Below are 17221 nucleotides of genomic sequence, written 5' to 3' on the forward strand. Positions count from 1 at the left end.
AAAGTCTGCTTTAATCCGCAGTACCATAAGGAGGAATAAGTTATGTCAAGAGAAGAGGGACTGTTAGAGGTTCTGACACATCGGGTAGGTGCGAATTATATATCTGATTTGAGAAAAGATGAGTTTCGCAATTCTTTGATCGGCGCTATCGAAAGTATAGACAGTACAGCATATGCTGTCGGAGAATGGTCCGATGTGCTGGATTACTTAACCGGGATGAAGACACAGATTTCGAACCCTGAGGAGGGCAAGAAAACGCTGCTTAGAGCGTTATAACAGACGTAAAGAAAGTGATGAAAAAAGGCCCTACCAGAGACATGAAGTCTTTTCTGGTAGGGCCTTTTTGGTCCTGTTGCGAAATTCGATTAATCTTCGTCTTCGGTTTCCACTGTATAAGTATATCTCTTTCTAGCCATTTCATCGCTTTCAAGATATTCATCGTAAGTGGTAATCTTATCAATCAGTTTACCGCCAGGCACGATTTCCATAATACGGTTAGCCGTTGTCTGTACAATCTGATGGTCGCGTGAGGTGAAGAGGAGTACTCCCGGAAACTTGATCATTCCGTTATTCAGTGCGGTGATTGATTCCATATCCAGATGGTTAGTAGGTTCATCCAGAAGCAGTACGTTTGCACCAGAGATCATCATTTTGGAAAGCAGGCAGCGCACCTTCTCTCCTCCGGAAAGCACTTTCAGACGCTTCACACCGTCTTCACCGGCAAAGAGCATTCTTCCGAGGAATCCGCGGACATAGGTCGCGTCTTTATTTTCGGAATACTGGGTCAGCCATTCGGTGATCGTGTAGTCATTGTCAAATTCCCCACCGAAGTCTTTCGGGAAGTATGCCTGTGTGGTTGTAATTCCCCATTTATAAGTTCCGGCATCCGGCTCCATCTCGCCGATGAGTATTTTAAACAGTACTGTTTTTGCAAGCTCGTTGCTTCCGACAAAGGCTACTTTATCGTCGTGCCCGAGAGTGAAGGTAATGTTGTCCAGAATCTTTTCTCCATCGATTGTCTTGGAGAGCCCTTCTACAGTGAGAACCTCGTTACCGATTTCACGGTTCGGACGGAAGTCGATGTAAGGGTACTTTCTGCTGGAAGGTTTGATCTCGTCCAGTTCAATCTTTTCCAAGGCTTTCTTTCTGGAAGTTGCCTGTTTGGATTTGGAAGCGTTGGCACTGAACCGGGAAATGAATTCCTGAAGCTCTTTGATCTTTTCTTCCTTCTTCTTGTTTGCTTCTTTCATCTGGCGGATCAGCAGCTGGCTGGATTCATACCAGAAATCATAGTTACCGGCATAGAGCTGGATCTTGCCGTAATCGATATCAGCGATCTGCGTACATACCTTGTTCAGGAAGTAACGGTCATGGGATACGACGATGACTGTATTTTCAAAATTAATGAGGAATTCTTCCAGCCATGCGATCGCATCCAGGTCCAAATGGTTGGTAGGCTCGTCCAACAGCAGGATATCCGGATTTCCGAATAATGCCTGGGCAAGCAGGACCTTGACTTTTTCGGCACCGGTTAAGTCCCTCAGGTATTTATAATGAAGGTCTGTGTCAATTCCCAGCCCGTTCAAAAGGGTGGCAGCATCGGATTCTGCTTCCCAGCCGTTCATGGTGGCAAATTCGCCTTCAAGCTCACTTGCCTTAATACCGTCCTCTTCGGTGAAGTCTTCCTTTGCATAGATTACTTCTTTTTCCTTCATGATTTCATAAAGGCGGGCGTTTCCCATGATGACGGTGTCCAGTACGAGACAGTCATCGTATTTGTAGTGGTCCTGCTGCAGGAAGGAGAGTCGCTCGCCGGGAGTAATGACGATATCCCCTTTTGTCGGCTCAAGCTGTCCGGACAGAATCTTTAAGAATGTAGACTTTCCGGCTCCGTTCGCACCGATCATTCCGTAACAGTTCCCTTCTGTGAATTTAATGTTCACATCTTCAAACAGCGCTTTTTTTCCAACGCGCAATGTCACATTATTTGCACTGATCATGTTTGTAATCTCCTTTAAATCGTGTTCGTGTACTGCACAAGGCCAGCTTACCGGCATATGGAGGCAGCACGTATTTTTTCCGCTGTTTTCCCGCGCCCCGGGAGGTCCGGATCGGGCTTACAGGCCCGGAAGCTGACGGGGGGGATTAATTACCCCGCAGCCTGCTGTGGGAATTTTGGCTACAACGATTATATTAACATGAGAAGCATGGAAATAGCAAGGTTTCCATAGGTTTTCGGGAAAATTAACAAAGTTGTTGTTTTCGAATAAAGAAAATCGTTATATAATGGGAAAAGAAAAGCGAGGAGGCAAAAAAATGCAGAAAGCTACATTAGTACTGGAAGGCGGCGCTACAAGAGGTGTTTTCACATCAGGGGCACTGGATTACCTGATGGAAAAGGATTTATATATGTCACACGTGATTGGTGTTTCGGCCGGAGCCTGCAATGCAGTGGACTATGTGTCAAGGCAGCCGGGCAGGACAAGAGACTGTATGATACCGACGGATAAGAGCGGCAATTATTATTACGGCTTCCGCAAATTTGTAAAGGAAAAGAGCCTGATGAATATGGATCTGATCTTTGATGTATTTCCGAATCAACTGATTCCATTTGATTATGATACTTATCTTGCATCAGAGATCGAATGTGAGATTGTGGCGACGAACTGTCTGACGGGAAAGGCGGAGTATTTTAATGAGAAGAAGAGCAGGGAAAGGCTGATGAAGATATGCCGCGCATCTTCCAGCATGCCGCTTGTCACACCGATCGTCAATATTGACGAGGTGCCATATCTGGACGGCGGGCTCTCCGACAGCGTACCACTTGCGAGGGCGCTGAAAAAGGGCAATGAAAAGATTGTCATATTTCTTACAAGGAATACGGGATACAGGAAGAAGACAGTGTCAAAGGGGATGGCAGAAGTATACCGGAAGGCATACCGCTCCTACCCAAAACTGGTAAAATCCATTCTCACAAGAAGTTTTTATTATAACAGGACCATGAATCAGCTTGAGGCACTGGAGAGGGAAGGATCCATATTTGTACTCCGCCCGCTTGTGAAGCCGGTGGCGAGACTGGAGCGGAACAAGGAGACACTGACCGCTTTTTACAACCACGGATATGAGCTGATGGAACAGGAATATGGCAGGTTGCTGGAATATCTGGAAAAGTAAAGGAGGTATGAAGGATGAATCTTTATGAGCATCACATTTCAACAAAAAGCGCACAGCAGATGACGAAAGTGACAAATATGGTAAGGGAGGACATCAAAAAGAGCGGCATCATGGAGGGAATCGTTGTTGTATTCTCTCCCCACACAACGGCAGGATTTACAATAAATGAGAATGCAGATCCGGATGTTGTGCATGATATGCTTCTCGGATTCGAGGAAGTATTTCCAACAGAAGCCCCGTTTTACCGGCATGCGGAGGGCAATTCCCACGCACATATGAAGACAACAGTGACAGGACCGTCCCAGACGCTGATCCTGCATGATGGGGAGATTCTGTTTGGAATCTGGCAGGACCTGTATTTTTGTGAGTTTGATGGGCCGAGGAACCGTACATTTTTTGTGAAGATCATGGAAGGATAGCGGATGAAGACAGACAATTTGATTGCATTTTTGGATGCGGTGGAGAAGCTCAAGTGCAATACGAGGCATTCCTGGACCTCCGGCGGCAGGCAGGAAAGTGTGGCTGAGCATTCCTGGAGACTGTGTGTATTTGCATGGATGCTCCGCCACGAAATCCCTGAGGTCAGGATGGAGCGTGTCATAGAGCTGTGTATGTTCCATGATATCGGGGAAGCGCTCACCGGGGATTTCGCCGTATTTCATAAAGGGGAACGGGAAGAACTTCGTGAAGAGGAGGCTTTGCGGCAGCTTACCGGCCTGCTGGACGGGGCGGAGAAAGAGGAACTGGAGGGCCTGCTTTCCGAAGTCAGGGAAAAGAAGACCCCCGAAGCAAGACTCTTTGCGGCCTTAGACAAGATGGAGGCGCTGCTTCAGCATAATGAGGCGCCAATTGAGAGCTGGCTCCCTCTGGAATATGACCTCCAGATGACGTATGGCAATGAGCAGTCCGAAGCATTTGCTTACACAAAAATGCTGCGGGAACGGTTAAGACAGGATTCGAAAGAAAAGATCATGCGTGAAGCGCCAGAAAGTGCCGGGGAGGCAGGCGGAGAAGCCTTTTATGTGAGCACGGACAAGAAGAAACTGCAGGTTAGCAGGATTAAAGAGCTGATGGAGCAGACATCGTGGGCAGGGGACCGGACGCTCGGTCAGTGCCAAAAGGCGATGGAGAACTCCAGATGCTATGGTGTTTATGACCGGAATGACTACCAGGTCGGCTATGCGCGGGTTCTGACAGATTATACGACGACATACTATCTGGCGGATGTGATTGTAGATGAGGCATACCGGGGGCAGGGCCTCGGGCGGATGCTTCTGGATTACATAACCGGCGACGGGGAACTTGAGGGCCTCTATGGGATGCTCCATACGGAAGATAAAGCAGGACTTTACGAGAAGTACGGTTTTCATATTTACGAGAATAACGGGACAGATATTTTTATGAAAAAAGTGAGGGGAGACCATGAATAAAAAGACATTGAGTTATACACAGAACAGAGAGCTTTCCTGGCTGCGTTTTAATCAGAGGGTGCTTGAGGAGGCAAAGGATGAGAGCGTTCCGCTTCTGGAAAGGATGAAGTTCGTAGCTATCTTCACAAGTAATCTGGATGAATTTTTCATGATTCGTGTAGGAAGCCTGTATGATATGGCTTCTGTGAATAATAAGAGCGTGGACTCAAAGTGCGGCATGACACCGCAGGAACAGCTGGATGCGATCTATGCGGCAGTAGCGCCGCTGTATAAAGAGAGAGACAAGACTTATGCGGATATTAAGAAGCAGCTGCATCCGTACGGCGTATGCGGGCTCGATTTTAAGGAACTGGAGCCACAGGAGCGGAAATATGTAAAGAAATACTTTAAGGACCAGGTACTGCCGGTGCTTTCCCCGCAGATCGTGGATGTGAACCACCCGTTCCCGCATCTGCTTAATAAAGAGATCTATGTGGTAGCGGACCTGAGGCTTGAGAATAAGAGCATGATGGGGATTGTTCCGGTGCCGCAGTTCATCTCGGACATCCTTTACCTGCCGGGACATGACATCCGTTATATCCGGATGGAAAAGGTATTGATGGAGTATCTGGACATTGTTTTTGAACAGTATCAGGTTTCTGGCAGAAACTATATCTGTGTGACGCGCAACGCCGATGTATCCCCGGATGATGAGGCCTATGCCGACAGTGAAGATTTCCGCAATATTATGCAGGAAACACTGCATAAGCGCAGGCGGATGGCCGTGGTCAGGCTGGAGGTGGCGAATCCGCTGACGAAAGAGATGGAGAAGTACTTCTGTGATAAGTTTAACATCACCCCGGAATGCATTTTCCGCACCAAAATGCCGATGAAACTGGAATTCATGTTTGCGATCGCCGAAAAAGTTCCGGTTTCCATGAGGCGCTCCCTCGTAGATGAACCATTTACGCCGCAGGCTTCGCCTTCTGTCATGGAGGGCAGTGTCATGGCACAGGTCAAAAGACGTGATATCCTTCTTTCCTATCCCTATGAGAGTATGGAACCCTTCCTGCAGATGATCAAGGAAGCCGCTGCGGACCCCAGCGTCATGACGATTAAGATTACGATTTACCGTCTCGCAAAAAAGACAAGGCTGGTAGAATATCTCTGTGCCGCGGCGGAAAACGGAAAAGAGGTCACGGTACTGATCGAACTGCGTGCAAGGTTTGACGAGCAGAACAATATCGACTGGTCGGAGCGCATGGAGGAGGCCGGCTGCCGGGTAATCTATGGTTTTGAAGGCTACAAGGTGCACTCCAAGATCTGCCTGATCACATATAGGAATAAGAATGAAATTAAATATATCACACAGATCGGGACAGGTAATTATAACGAAAAGACGGCAAAGATGTACACAGACTTTTCGCTGATGACGTCGAACCAGTCAATCGGGGAGGATGCCGCCGTATTCTTTAAAAACATGTCGATCGGCAATCTGGACGGGGCTTACCAGCATCTGATCGTATCGCCCACCAGCCTGAAGCCGAAGGTGCTCATGCTGATGGACGAGGAAATTAAAAAAGGGTCAGAAGGAAGAATCATCATGAAAATGAATTCTGTGACAGACATGGATTTCATTACCAAGGTTGCGGAGGCCTCCAAAGCCGGCGTGCGGATTGACCTGATTGTACGCGGGATCTGCTGTATCCTGCCGGGAATTCCGGGGGAGACCGACAATCTTACTGTCACCAGCATCGTCGGACGTTATCTGGAACATCCGAGAGTATTTCTATTCGGACAGGGGGCGGAACAGAAGGTTTATATCGGTTCAGCCGACATGATGACAAGAAATACCGAAAAAAGAGTCGAGGTGGCCTGCCCGATCTACGATGAGCCGATCAAAAAGAGACTCGCCCGCAGCCTGAATGTGATGCTGGCTGACAATGTTAAGGCGAGGGTTATGCAGGACGACGGGACGTACCAGAAAAAGAGCGTTGGGGAAAAGACGGTTAACGCGCAGGAGATATTCATGAAAGAAGCACTGCAGGCAAAACGCCCGCAGCCGACGGTGGAAAAGCCTTCTCTGCTGAGACGGCTGAGAAGTTTCTTCAGACATTCATAAAATTTAAGACAGGAGGAAGAAAAAATGAGCAGTTTAGAAAAAAGAGAATTTGGAACAGCAAAGGACGGAAAAATGGGGTACTTGTTTACTCTGGAAAACAAGAACGGTATGAAGATCACAGTAACAGATTTCGGGGCGGCACTGGTAAGCGTATATGTGCCGGACAAAAATGGGAATCTTCTGGACGTCGTACTCGGATATGACGACACGAAAGGGTATGAGAAAGGCGGGGCATCCTTTGGGGCGCCGGTCGGAAGAAATGCAAACAGGATCGGCGGTGCTTCGTTCGAAATCAACGGTGTGGCCTATGAGCTCGAGAAGAATGACAATGGGAAAAATAACCTCCACAGCGGTACGGATTATTACAACAAGCGTTTCTGGGAAGTGGAGGAGGAGACAGAGCATTCCATTACGTTTGTGCTCCACAGCCCGGACATGGACCAGGGCTACCCGGGCTCACTCGATATGCATGTGACTTATGAGCTGGCAGAAGATAATGTACTGCGCATGAAATATTACGCTGTTCCGGATCAGGATACGATCATCAACATGACAAACCACAGTTATTTTAACCTTGGCGGGCATGACGGCGGGACTATCTTAAACCACCGTATGACCATTGATGCAGATTATTTCACCAGGGCGGATGCAGAGTCGATCCCGACAGGGGAACTGGTAGAAGTAACAGGCACCCCGATGGACTTCAGAACTTCCCGGCAAATCGGTGAAAGGATTGATGCGGATTATGAAGCGACCCGCCTCGGAGGCGGCTATGACCACAACTGGGTATTGAAAAATGACGGGAAATTTGCTAAAGTAGCGGAAGCTGCATATGATGAGAGCGGCATTGTCATGGAAGTGTGGACGGACCTGCCCGGAATGCAGGTTTACACAGCCAACTTCCTGACAGACGAACCAGGCAAGAACGGCAGTGTTTATCAGAAACGATCAGCGGTCTGCTTCGAGACACAGTACTTCCCGGATGCCATCCATCACGATCATTTTGCAGGCCCGGTATGCAAAAGCGGGGAAGCATATAAAACCGTTACAGAATACCGGTTTGGTACACTATAAAGAGAAAAGCAGGCAGTATAATTATTTATGGGGAAATCAGTATATATTGCGGAGAAGCCGAGTGTGGCTCAGGAATTCGCGAAAGCATTAAAATTAAATACAAGACGAAAAGACGGCTATCTGGAATCTGATGAGGCCATCGTGACCTGGTGTGTAGGGCATCTGGTCACGATGAGTTACCCGGAGGTGTATGACCCTGCGCTGAAGCGCTGGAGTCTGGACACCCTTCCGTTTATCCCGGAAAATTTCAAGTACGAGGTGATTCCGGGGGTGGCAAAGCAGTTCCAGATCGTGAGCGGTCTCCTGACAAGGGATGATGTGGACAAGATATACGTGTGCACGGACTCCGGACGTGAGGGGGAATATATTTACCGGCTCGTGGAGCAGGAAGCCCATGTGGAGGGGAAACAGAGAAGAAGAGTATGGATTGATTCCCAGACAGAGGAGGAAATCCTGCGCGGAATCCGGGAGGCGAAAGATTTATCGGAGTACGATAACTTAAGCGCATCCGCTTATCTGAGGGCAAAAGAGGATTATCTTATGGGGATCAATTTTTCCCGCCTCCTGACCCTGAAATACGGAAACAGCATCTCAAACTACCTGCATACAAAGTATGCGGTGATTTCGGTGGGGCGTGTCATGACCTGCGTACTGGGAATGATCGTGCGCAGGGAAAGAGAAATCCGGGAATTTGTAAAGACTCCGTTTTACCGTGTCTTAAGCACCATTGAAGCACAGGGCCGGACATTTGAAGGAGAATGGAGGGCCGTCAAAGGGTCCCGCTATTTTGAGTCTTTTGATCTGTACAAGGAGAATGGGTTTAAGAAGAGAGAAAAAGCAGAGGAACTGGTTGATTATCTGAAGGAGCCCCAGCCGGTTACCTGCCAGATTGTTTCGATGGAGAAGAAGACGGAGAAGAAGAATCCACCGCTCCTTTATAATCTTGCGGAACTTCAGAATGACTGTTCCAAACGATTCAAGATCAGTCCGGATGAGACGCTGCGTATCGTGCAGGAGCTATATGAGAAAAAGCTGGTTACATATCCCAGAACAGACGCCAGAGTGCTTTCAACCGCCGTAGCGAAAGAAATCAGCAGAAACTTAAACGGATTGTCCAAATATCCGATGGCTGCGCCATACCTGAAAGATATTCTGGGGTTCGGAAGCCACAAGGGTCTGGCAAAGACGAGATATGTCAATGACAAGCAGATCACGGACCACTATGCCATCATTCCGACAGGGCAGGGGCTTAGTGCCCTGAATGCTGTCCCTGCAACGGCAAAAAAAGTGTACGACTGCATTGTCCGGCGTTTTTTAAGTATTTTTTATCCGCCGGCTGTCTACCTGAAGGTATCTGTCACAACAAAGATCAAAGAAGAATGCTTTTTCTCCAGTTTTAAAGTACTGGCGGAGGAGGGTTACCTGAAAGTGGCAGGCTCCCCTCAGGCAAAAAGGAATAATTCCACTGCCGGAAACGGGGAGGCCGGTTCGGATGCGGGAAGTAATGATGCACCGGATGAACAGGGGCAGGATCTGGATACCAGTTTCTTCGAGGTGATCAAAAGCCTGAAAAAGGGGGCCATACTTCCAGCGAAGGCTTTGGACATCAAGGAGGGCGAGACGTCTCCGCCGAAGAGGTATAATTCCGGCTCGATTATTCTGGCGATGGAAAATGCAGGGCAGCTGATTGAAGACGAAGAACTCAGGGCCCAGATCAAGGGAAGTGGCATCGGTACGAGTGCGACGCGGGCGGAAATCCTGAAAAAGCTGATCAACATCAAGTACCTTGCATTGAATAAAAAGACGCAGATTATCACGCCGACGCTTCAGGGGGAAATGATTTTTGATGTTGTGGAGAATTCGATTAAATCTCTGTTAAACCCGGAACTGACGGCCAGCTGGGAAAAAGGGCTGAATTATGTGGCCGACGGGGAGATTACCCCGGATGAATACATGAAGAAGCTGGATCATTTTATTATCAGCCGGACGAATGGCGTGAAGGGGCTTAACAACCAGTATCAGCTGAGAGGCTGTTATGACCGGGCGGCACAGTTTTATAAGAAGGAAACTGATACGAAACCGGGTGCCGGCAGGGCGAAGGCTGCTAAAAAGATTTCTGATAAGAAACAGGATACGAAACAGAGTGTGAAATAGTCTGGGAGGGCTTGGCATGAGAGAAATATTAGTGACAATTCCGGCAGAACCGCAGCATAAAATATATCTGGAGCATGCGGCATCTGAAGCGGCAGGCAGTGATGAATTTCATTTTACCTATGTTTCACAGAAGGATGTGACACAGGAGATGGTTGAACGGTCAGAGTTTATTCTGGGCAATGTAAAGCCGGAGTATTTGAAGTCTGCCCGTAATTTAAAGCTTATGCAGCTGGACAGTGCGGGTGCAGCACCGTATATTGTGCCCGGCATCATGCCGGCAGGGGCACAGCTTGCTAATGCAACAGGCGCATATGGCCTGGCTATATCGGAGTATATGCTCGGTGCCGTACTGATGCTGATGAAGAAACTGGACCGGTACTATAAGAACATGGAATCACATGAGTGGAAGGATGAAGGGAAAGTGAATTCCATCATGAACTCTGTGACTCTGGTTATCGGGCTGGGCGATATCGGCGGCCAGTTTGCCAGAAAGATGCATGCGCTGGGAAGCCATGTGATCGGTGTGCGCAGGAACCGGGCAAAGAGGCCGGACTATCTGGATGAACTGCATCAGATGGATGAACTGGATCACCTGCTTGGCAGGGCCGATATCGTGGCATGCTCCCTTCCGGGAACCCCCGAGACGGAACATCTTCTGAACAGGGAGTGTATAGACCGGATGAAGGACGGGGCACTCCTGCTTAACGTAGGGAGGGGGAGCCTGATCCCGACAGAAGATCTGGTAAATGCACTGCGAAGCGGAAAATTGGGCGGCGCAGCGATTGATGTGGCTGAGCAGGAGCCGCTTCCGAAAGATTCACCCCTGTGGGATGCTCCGAATCTATTGATTACGCCGCATGTGTCCGGGAATTACCACATGCAGCAGATACTGGAGACAGTAGTAGAGATTGCCGCAGAAAATTTGAAAGCAGTTTTAACAGGCTGTAAGATAGAAAATGAAGTAGACTTTCAGACCGGTTACAGAAAATTCTGTGGACCGGAAGACAACGATTAGGAGGAGCAGAACATGACAGCATTGACAGTAAAAGAACTCTACACACTTGATGAAACAATCGCAAAAGATATTTTCGAGGGAGTGACTTATCCTTGGGAGGTACTCCCAAAGATCAGCAGTTTCATTCTGGAACTCGGTGCCTCTTTAAGCAAAGAAGAGTACGAAAAACGCGGTGAAAATGTATGGATCGCCAAAACAGCAAAGGTTGCACCTACCGCATTTATCAATGGTCCTGCCATCATTGGAAAGGATGCAGAGGTAAGACACTGTGCATTTATCAGGGGTAACGCGATTGTCGGGGAAGGTGCAGTCGTCGGAAACTCTACAGAACTGAAAAATGTAATCCTGTTTAATAAAGTTCAGGTTCCACATTACAACTACGTAGGAGATTCCATTCTCGGCTACAAGTCCCATATGGGTGCGGGTTCCATCACCTCCAATGTGAAATCCGACAAAAAGCTTGTCGTTGTAAAGACTCCGGAAGGAAAGATCGAAACAGGAATGAAGAAATTCGGTGCCATGCTCGGCGACGAAGTGGAAGTAGGGTGTGGAAGTGTCTTAAACCCCGGAACCGTAGTAGGCAGCCATACAAACATCTACCCACTGTCCTCAGTCAGAGGATATGTCCCGTCAGGGAGCATCTACAAAAAACAAGGTGAAGTTGTAGAAAAAGTTTAGAGGGCGGGCGCGTCAATTAAAACCGGCCGCGGGGATGCGGGGGTTCCTTATGCGCACTTTCAGCACTTGCCCCCCGCATAAGGAACCCCCGCATCCCCGCGGCCGGTTTCAATTGACGTTGGGTGCATCCGCCGGAGGATATATGCCATACTTTTTAGGTGTACATAGTAATCAGTAATTAAAAAATATTTCTCTGGAAAATAGCGTGCTTATATGTTATACTACCTTCATCAACAAAGCAATTCAAAGAAATTCTGGTTTTCTGATGGTTCAGGCGTATCGCCGAGGGAATTCAAGTTGATTAATATGGATATGGAATGGATGTGATGCCTATGGGTGGAGTGTCTTTATAAGTTTGATTTTTGTGTTTGGCCGATGGCCGGGGATGAATGATTTGTTTTAAAATTATTTCTGGTAATAACTAAAAATAGAGATAAGTCCTGATTATTGGACATGTAATGTTGTATAATAAATTTATAAAATTGTTGTTGACAATTGACAACAAGTATAATAGTATATTAATAGAAAAGCGAACAATTGTTCGAGAGACGAGAAGGAGAAGTTTAAGACTATGGCGAATAATGGTAATGAAGATAAGAAGAAAGCGTTGGAAGCGGCGATTGCAAAGTTAGAGAAGGATTTTGGAAAAGGAACGGTTATGAAGCTCGGGGAACCGGGAGCGCATGTGGCTGTGGAGACTGTACCGACCGGCTGTCTGAGCCTGGATCTGGCGCTGGGACTTGGCGGTGTCCCGAAGGGACGTGTAATTGAGGTTTACGGGCCTGAGTCCAGTGGTAAGACGACGGTTGCCTTACATATGATCGCAGAGGTCCAGAAGAGGGGCGGGATTGCAGGGTTTGTCGATGCCGAGCATGCTCTGGACCCTGTATATGCGAAGAGCATCGGGGTTGATATTGATGAATTGTATATCTCACAGCCGGACAGTGGTGACCAGGCACTTGAGATTACAGAGACGATGGTGCGTTCGGGTGCGATCGATATTATTGTTATCGACTCTGTAGCAGCCCTGGTTCCGAGACAGGAGATTGAAGGGGATATGGGAGACAGCCATGTGGGCCTTCAGGCAAGGCTGATGTCCCAGGCATTGAGGAAGCTGACACCGGTTATCAGCAAGTCTAACTGTGTCGTTATCTTTATCAACCAGCTGCGTGAGAAGGTTGGTGTTATGTTCGGTAATCCGGAGACCACGACAGGAGGGCGTGCGCTGAAGTTCTATGCATCTGTCAGAATGGACGTCAGAAGAATTGAGACTCTGAAGCAGAGCGGGGAAATGGTCGGTAACCGGACACGTATTAAGATTGTAAAGAACAAGATTGCGCCTCCGTTCAAGGAAGCTGAATTCGATATCATGTTCGGGAAAGGTATTTCCAGAGAAGGGGATTTGCTGGATCTGGCGGCCGGTATAGACGTGATCAATAAGAGTGGTGCATGGTATGCATACAAAGGAGAAAAGATCGGACAGGGACGCGAGAATGCCAAAGCATATCTTTCGGAGCATCCAGAGCTGATGGAAGAACTGGACCATCAGGTGCGTTCTTATTATAAGCTCAACGGAGAAGACAGCGAAGCGGATGAAGCAGACGAACTTAAGCTGACAAAGAAAGTAAAAGAGCCGGCAAAAGCAGAGGCTGCGGGGAAGGCAAAGGCGGCAGATAAGACTGCTCCTGCTGCTGAAGCGGCTAAGACAGAGTAGAAGAAGTCTTCGAGATAAAAGATAAGAATAGAGGAACAGGAGTGTGCACTTACTATGACAGTTACAAAGCTGGAACCTGTAACGAAGACAAAGTATAAAGTATTCCTGGATGAGGAGTTCGCCTTTGTATTATACAAAGGCGAACTCTCACGTTACGGCATCCGGGAAGGGGAACAAATTGACGATGAAGTGCGCCGGCGGGTGATGGACGAGGTGGTACTGAAGCGTGCGAAGCTCAGGGCCATGCACCTTCTGGAAGACATGGACAGGACCGAGGCGGGACTTTTAGAAAAACTGAGGCAGGGGCTGTATCCCGAAGAGGCGATAGAGGCAGCACTCAAATATGTGAAGACTTTTGGTTACATAGATGATTATCGATATGCAAAGCGGTTCATTGAAAGCAGGCAGCAGACAAAGAGCAGAAGGGAGATTTACGCCCAGCTGTTAAGCAAAGGAGTATCGTCCGGTCAGATTGACCTTGCCTTCGAAGAGTGCTCCGGCCCAGACTCTGAGCGGGATGCAATCCTCCAGATATTCCGTAAAAAAAGGGTCGATCCGGCTCATGCCACGGAGGAAGAATTACATAAAATTTATGGATATTTATCGCGAAAAGGCTTCCGTTATGACGACATCCGTCAAGTGATACAAAATTATAATGAGAATGCTTGACATAGTTGTGAAAACAGTATAAAATTTAACTGTTGTATTTAGAGCAATATGTACAATGAAAATTAAATAAGGAGGTGCTCCTGTGCCAACAATGATTAGTATTGTTATTGCCGTAGCCCTCGCGTTGATAGTTGGTATTATTACTCACTTTGTGACGGTTTCCAATCTGAAGAACAATGCAGCGTCCAAGATCGGGAATGCAGAAGCAAAGGCAAGAGAGATAATTGATGATGCCGTAAAGACTGCTGAGACAACGAAAAAAGAAGCTCTCTTAGAGGTGAAGGAAGAGTCTATCAAGACTAAGAATGAACTGGAAAAAGAGACAAAGGAAAGAAGAGCCGAGTTACAGCGCTATGAGAAAAGGGTGCTAAGTAAGGAAGAGGCCGTGGACAAACGGTCAGAGGCGATTGAACAGCGGGAAGTTAAATTTACAGCAAAAGAAGAACAACTAAAGCAGCGTGAAGCGAAAGTAGAAGATCTCAGTCAGAAGAGAGTACAGGAACTAGAAAGAATCTCAGGACTTACCTCCGAACAAGCAAAAGAATATCTGTTGAAAACTGTTGAAGAAGATGTGAAACATGACACAGCCAAGATGGTCAGAGAGCTGGAAGCACAGGCGAAAGGAGATGCGGATAAGAAGGCGAAGGAATATGTCGTCAACGCAATCCAGAGATGTGCGGCAGATCATGTGGCTGAAACTACGATTTCTGTAGTGCAGCTTCCAAGTGATGAAATGAAAGGAAGAATTATCGGACGAGAGGGACGTAATATCAGAACTCTTGAGACTTTGACCGGCGTCGAACTGATTATCGACGATACACCGGAAGCAGTCGTATTATCCGGGTTTGACCCGATCCGAAGAGAAGTTGCCAGAATTGCACTTGAAAGATTGATTGTGGATGGTCGTATCCATCCGGCGAGAATCGAGGAGATGGTAGAGAAGGCACAAAAAGAAGTGGACACAATGATCAGGGAAGAAGGAGAGGCAGCCGCGTTAGAAGTTGGCGTGCCGGGAATTCATCCGGAACTGATTCGTCTGTTGGGACGTATGAAGTTCAGAACAAGTTATGGTCAGAATGCATTAAAGCACTCTATTGAAGTTGCCCAGTTATCCGGGCTCCTTGCCGGCGAGATCGGTCTGGACGTCAGGATGGCAAAGCGTGCAGGGCTGCTGCATGATATCGGCAAGTCGATTGACCACGACGTGGAAGGTTCACATATTCAGATTGGTTCTGACCTTTGCAGAAAGTATAAAGAGTCTGCGACAGTAATCAATGCAGTGGAATCTCATCATGGTGATGTAGAGCCCCAGACATTGATTGCATGTGTAGTACAGGCTGCCGATACGATTTCTGCGGCAAGACCAGGTGCAAGAAGAGAAACAATAGAAACATACACAAACAGATTGAAACAATTAGAAGAAATATCAAACCAGTTTAAAGGTGTTGAGAAGTCTTTTGCTATTCAGGCAGGTAGAGAGATTCGAGTTATGGTAGTTCCGGAACAAGTATCTGATGATGACATGGTACTTATGGCCAGAGAGATTGCAAAGCAGATTGAATTTGAATTGGAATATCCAGGCCAGATTAAAGTAAATGTAATCCGTGAATCACGAGTTACAGATTATGCGAAATAATCCATATCAGATAGGAATTGAAATTACAGCCCTTGTCATATGACGGGGGCTTTTTCTTTTGTCCTTAAATATGCATAAGCAATTATTAAACATGCTCCAGAGAGGTTCGTTCAGGTATCCTCAATAGAAAATTTCGAATGGGAAAAGGAATAGTTTTGAAGTGTGGGAATACAAATGCAGGAAACGAAAATGTAAATTGCAGAAAAACATATAATACTGCTTAAAAAGTGTGATTATCCAGTAAATAAGAATAAAATAAAAATAGAACTTGCAATATATGGAAACGTATACTATAATATTAAATCAGAACGCATACTATATAATGAAACGAATACTGGTATGAAGTGGAGGATGGAAAAATGGGATTAACATTATCACGAAAAGCGGCGGGGGTAAAACCGTCATCAACGCTGGCAATTACAGCGAAGGCAAAGGCAATGAAGGCAGAAGGAATCGACGTTGTAGGGTTCGGCGCCGGGGAACCGGATTTTAATACACCGGATAATATCAATGAAGCGGCAATTAAAGCGATTAAAGAAGGATTTACAAAATATACGCCAGCCTCAGGAACGGCAGAATTGAAGAAAGCAGTCTGTGAAAAGTTTGAGAGCTTTAACGGCCTGTATTACGAGCCAAACCAGATTGTAATCAGTAACGGCGGAAAACATTCTCTCACAAATATTTTCGAGGCAATCTTAAATCCGGGAGACGAAGTCATCATACCTGCACCATACTGGCTGACCTATCCTGAGATCGTAAAACTCAGCGACGGAATACCGGTGTATGTCTACGGATCAAAGGAAAACGGCTATAAAGTAACGGCACAGCAGATCCGCAATGCGGTGTCAGAGAATACAAAGGCGCTGATTCTGAATACACCGTCTAACCCGACGGGAATGGTTTATTCCGAGGAAGAGCTTCGTGCAATTGCTGAAGTTGCAGTGGAAAAGGATTTCTACGTTGTAGCTGATGAGATGTATGAATATCTGATCTACGGAGAGAAGAAGCATGTGAGTATCGCCTCACTTGGGGATGAGATTTATAAAAGAACAATCACCTGCAGCGGTGTTTCAAAAAGCTATGCAATGACAGGATGGAGAATCGGTTATACCGGTTCCAGCGTGGAGATCGCTAAACTGATGGGAAGTGTACAGAGCCACCAGACATCCAATCCGAACTCGATTGCACAGAAGGCTGCTTTCGAGGCACTCTCAGGAGACCAGTCAGCGTTAGAGTCTATGAAGGTGGAATTCGATAAAAGAAGAAAGCACATGTATGAAAGGATTTCCGGGATGCCGCTTCTTAATCTGCTGGAGCCGGAAGGAGCTTTCTATGTGTTTATCGATTTCACGGATGTACTGGAAAAATCCTATAAAGGGCAGAAGATCGGGACAACGGCAAGAGTGGCAGAGATCCTGCTTGAAGATTACAAGGTAGCTGTCGTGCCATGTGCAGATTTCGGATTTGACAATTTTATCCGTTTGTCATATGCTATTTCTTTAGAGGCGATTGATAAAGGTCTCGACAGAATAGAAAAATTTGTTTCCTCTCTGTAGGGAAACGAAAAGGAGCAGAT

General features: G+C 47.1%; 14 protein-coding genes. 13 read left to right on the forward strand and 1 reads right to left on the reverse strand.

Annotated features, from left to right (window positions below; translation table 11 throughout):
• Positions 1-42: 42 nt before the first annotated feature.
• Positions 43-276 (forward strand): hypothetical protein, encoded by a 234-nt coding sequence (locus A8806_RS00005; protein ID WP_109729119.1) that lies wholly within the window; start codon positions 43-45, stop codon positions 274-276.
• An 89-nt stretch (positions 277-365) separates the two neighbouring features.
• On the opposite strand, the gene A8806_RS00010 is transcribed toward A8806_RS00005, so the two are convergent.
• The gene (locus A8806_RS00010; protein ID WP_109729120.1) at positions 366-2000 is read right to left on the reverse strand and encodes an ABC-F family ATP-binding cassette domain-containing protein; all 1635 of its coding nucleotides are present in this window, start codon (positions 1998-2000) and stop codon (positions 366-368) included.
• 316 nt (positions 2001-2316) lie between these two features.
• On the opposite strand from A8806_RS00010, the gene A8806_RS00015 reads away from it, so the two are divergent.
• The 12 genes from A8806_RS00015 (at position 2317) to A8806_RS00070 (ending at position 17201) form a co-directional block, all read left to right on the forward strand.
• Positions 2317-3174, forward strand: a complete 858-nt coding sequence (locus A8806_RS00015; RefSeq protein ID WP_109729121.1) for a patatin-like phospholipase family protein — start codon at positions 2317-2319, stop codon at positions 3172-3174.
• A 14-nt stretch (positions 3175-3188) separates the two neighbouring features.
• A complete protein-coding gene (locus A8806_RS00020; protein ID WP_109729122.1) occupies positions 3189-3593 on the forward strand; it encodes a secondary thiamine-phosphate synthase enzyme YjbQ in 405 nt (134 codons plus the stop codon).
• A gap of 3 nt (positions 3594-3596) precedes the next feature.
• Positions 3597-4604, forward strand: a complete 1008-nt coding sequence (locus tag A8806_RS00025; protein WP_109729123.1) for a GNAT family N-acetyltransferase — start codon at positions 3597-3599, stop codon at positions 4602-4604.
• Entirely contained in the window at positions 4597-6705 is a 2109-nt protein-coding gene (gene ppk1, locus A8806_RS00030; RefSeq protein WP_109729124.1) for a polyphosphate kinase 1, read from the forward strand. Before A8806_RS00025 ends, ppk1 begins: the two co-directional genes overlap by 8 nt.
• A 24-nt stretch (positions 6706-6729) precedes the next feature.
• Complete coding sequence (locus tag A8806_RS00035; protein WP_109729125.1) at positions 6730-7779, forward strand: aldose epimerase family protein; 1050 nt, start codon at positions 6730-6732, stop codon at positions 7777-7779.
• Positions 7780-7806: 27 nt separating this feature from the next.
• Positions 7807-9933, forward strand: a complete 2127-nt coding sequence (locus tag A8806_RS00040) for a DNA topoisomerase (protein WP_109729126.1) — start codon at positions 7807-7809, stop codon at positions 9931-9933.
• 16 nt (positions 9934-9949) lie between these two features.
• Positions 9950-10948 (forward strand): D-2-hydroxyacid dehydrogenase, encoded by a 999-nt coding sequence (locus A8806_RS00045; RefSeq protein WP_109729127.1) that lies wholly within the window; start codon positions 9950-9952, stop codon positions 10946-10948.
• A gap of 12 nt (positions 10949-10960) precedes the next feature.
• Complete coding sequence (locus A8806_RS00050; protein ID WP_109729128.1) at positions 10961-11626, forward strand: acyltransferase; 666 nt, start codon at positions 10961-10963, stop codon at positions 11624-11626.
• Between the two features lie 571 nt (positions 11627-12197).
• On the forward strand, positions 12198-13340 hold the full coding sequence (gene recA, locus A8806_RS00055) for a recombinase RecA (RefSeq protein WP_109729129.1): 1143 nt from the start codon (positions 12198-12200) through the stop codon (positions 13338-13340).
• Between the two features lie 54 nt (positions 13341-13394).
• Entirely contained in the window at positions 13395-14009 is a 615-nt protein-coding gene (locus A8806_RS00060; RefSeq protein WP_109729130.1) for a regulatory protein RecX, read from the forward strand.
• Positions 14010-14100: 91 nt separating this feature from the next.
• Entirely contained in the window at positions 14101-15645 is a 1545-nt protein-coding gene (gene rny / locus A8806_RS00065; protein WP_181368568.1) for a ribonuclease Y, read from the forward strand.
• 359 nt (positions 15646-16004) lie between these two features.
• The gene (locus tag A8806_RS00070; protein ID WP_109729132.1) at positions 16005-17201 is read left to right on the forward strand and encodes a pyridoxal phosphate-dependent aminotransferase; all 1197 of its coding nucleotides are present in this window, start codon (positions 16005-16007) and stop codon (positions 17199-17201) included.
• The last annotated feature ends 20 nt before the right edge of the window (positions 17202-17221 follow it).

Source organism: Faecalicatena orotica (genome assembly GCF_003149245.1).
Taxonomy (GTDB): Bacteria; Bacillota; Clostridia; order Lachnospirales; family Lachnospiraceae; genus Faecalicatena_A; species Faecalicatena_A orotica.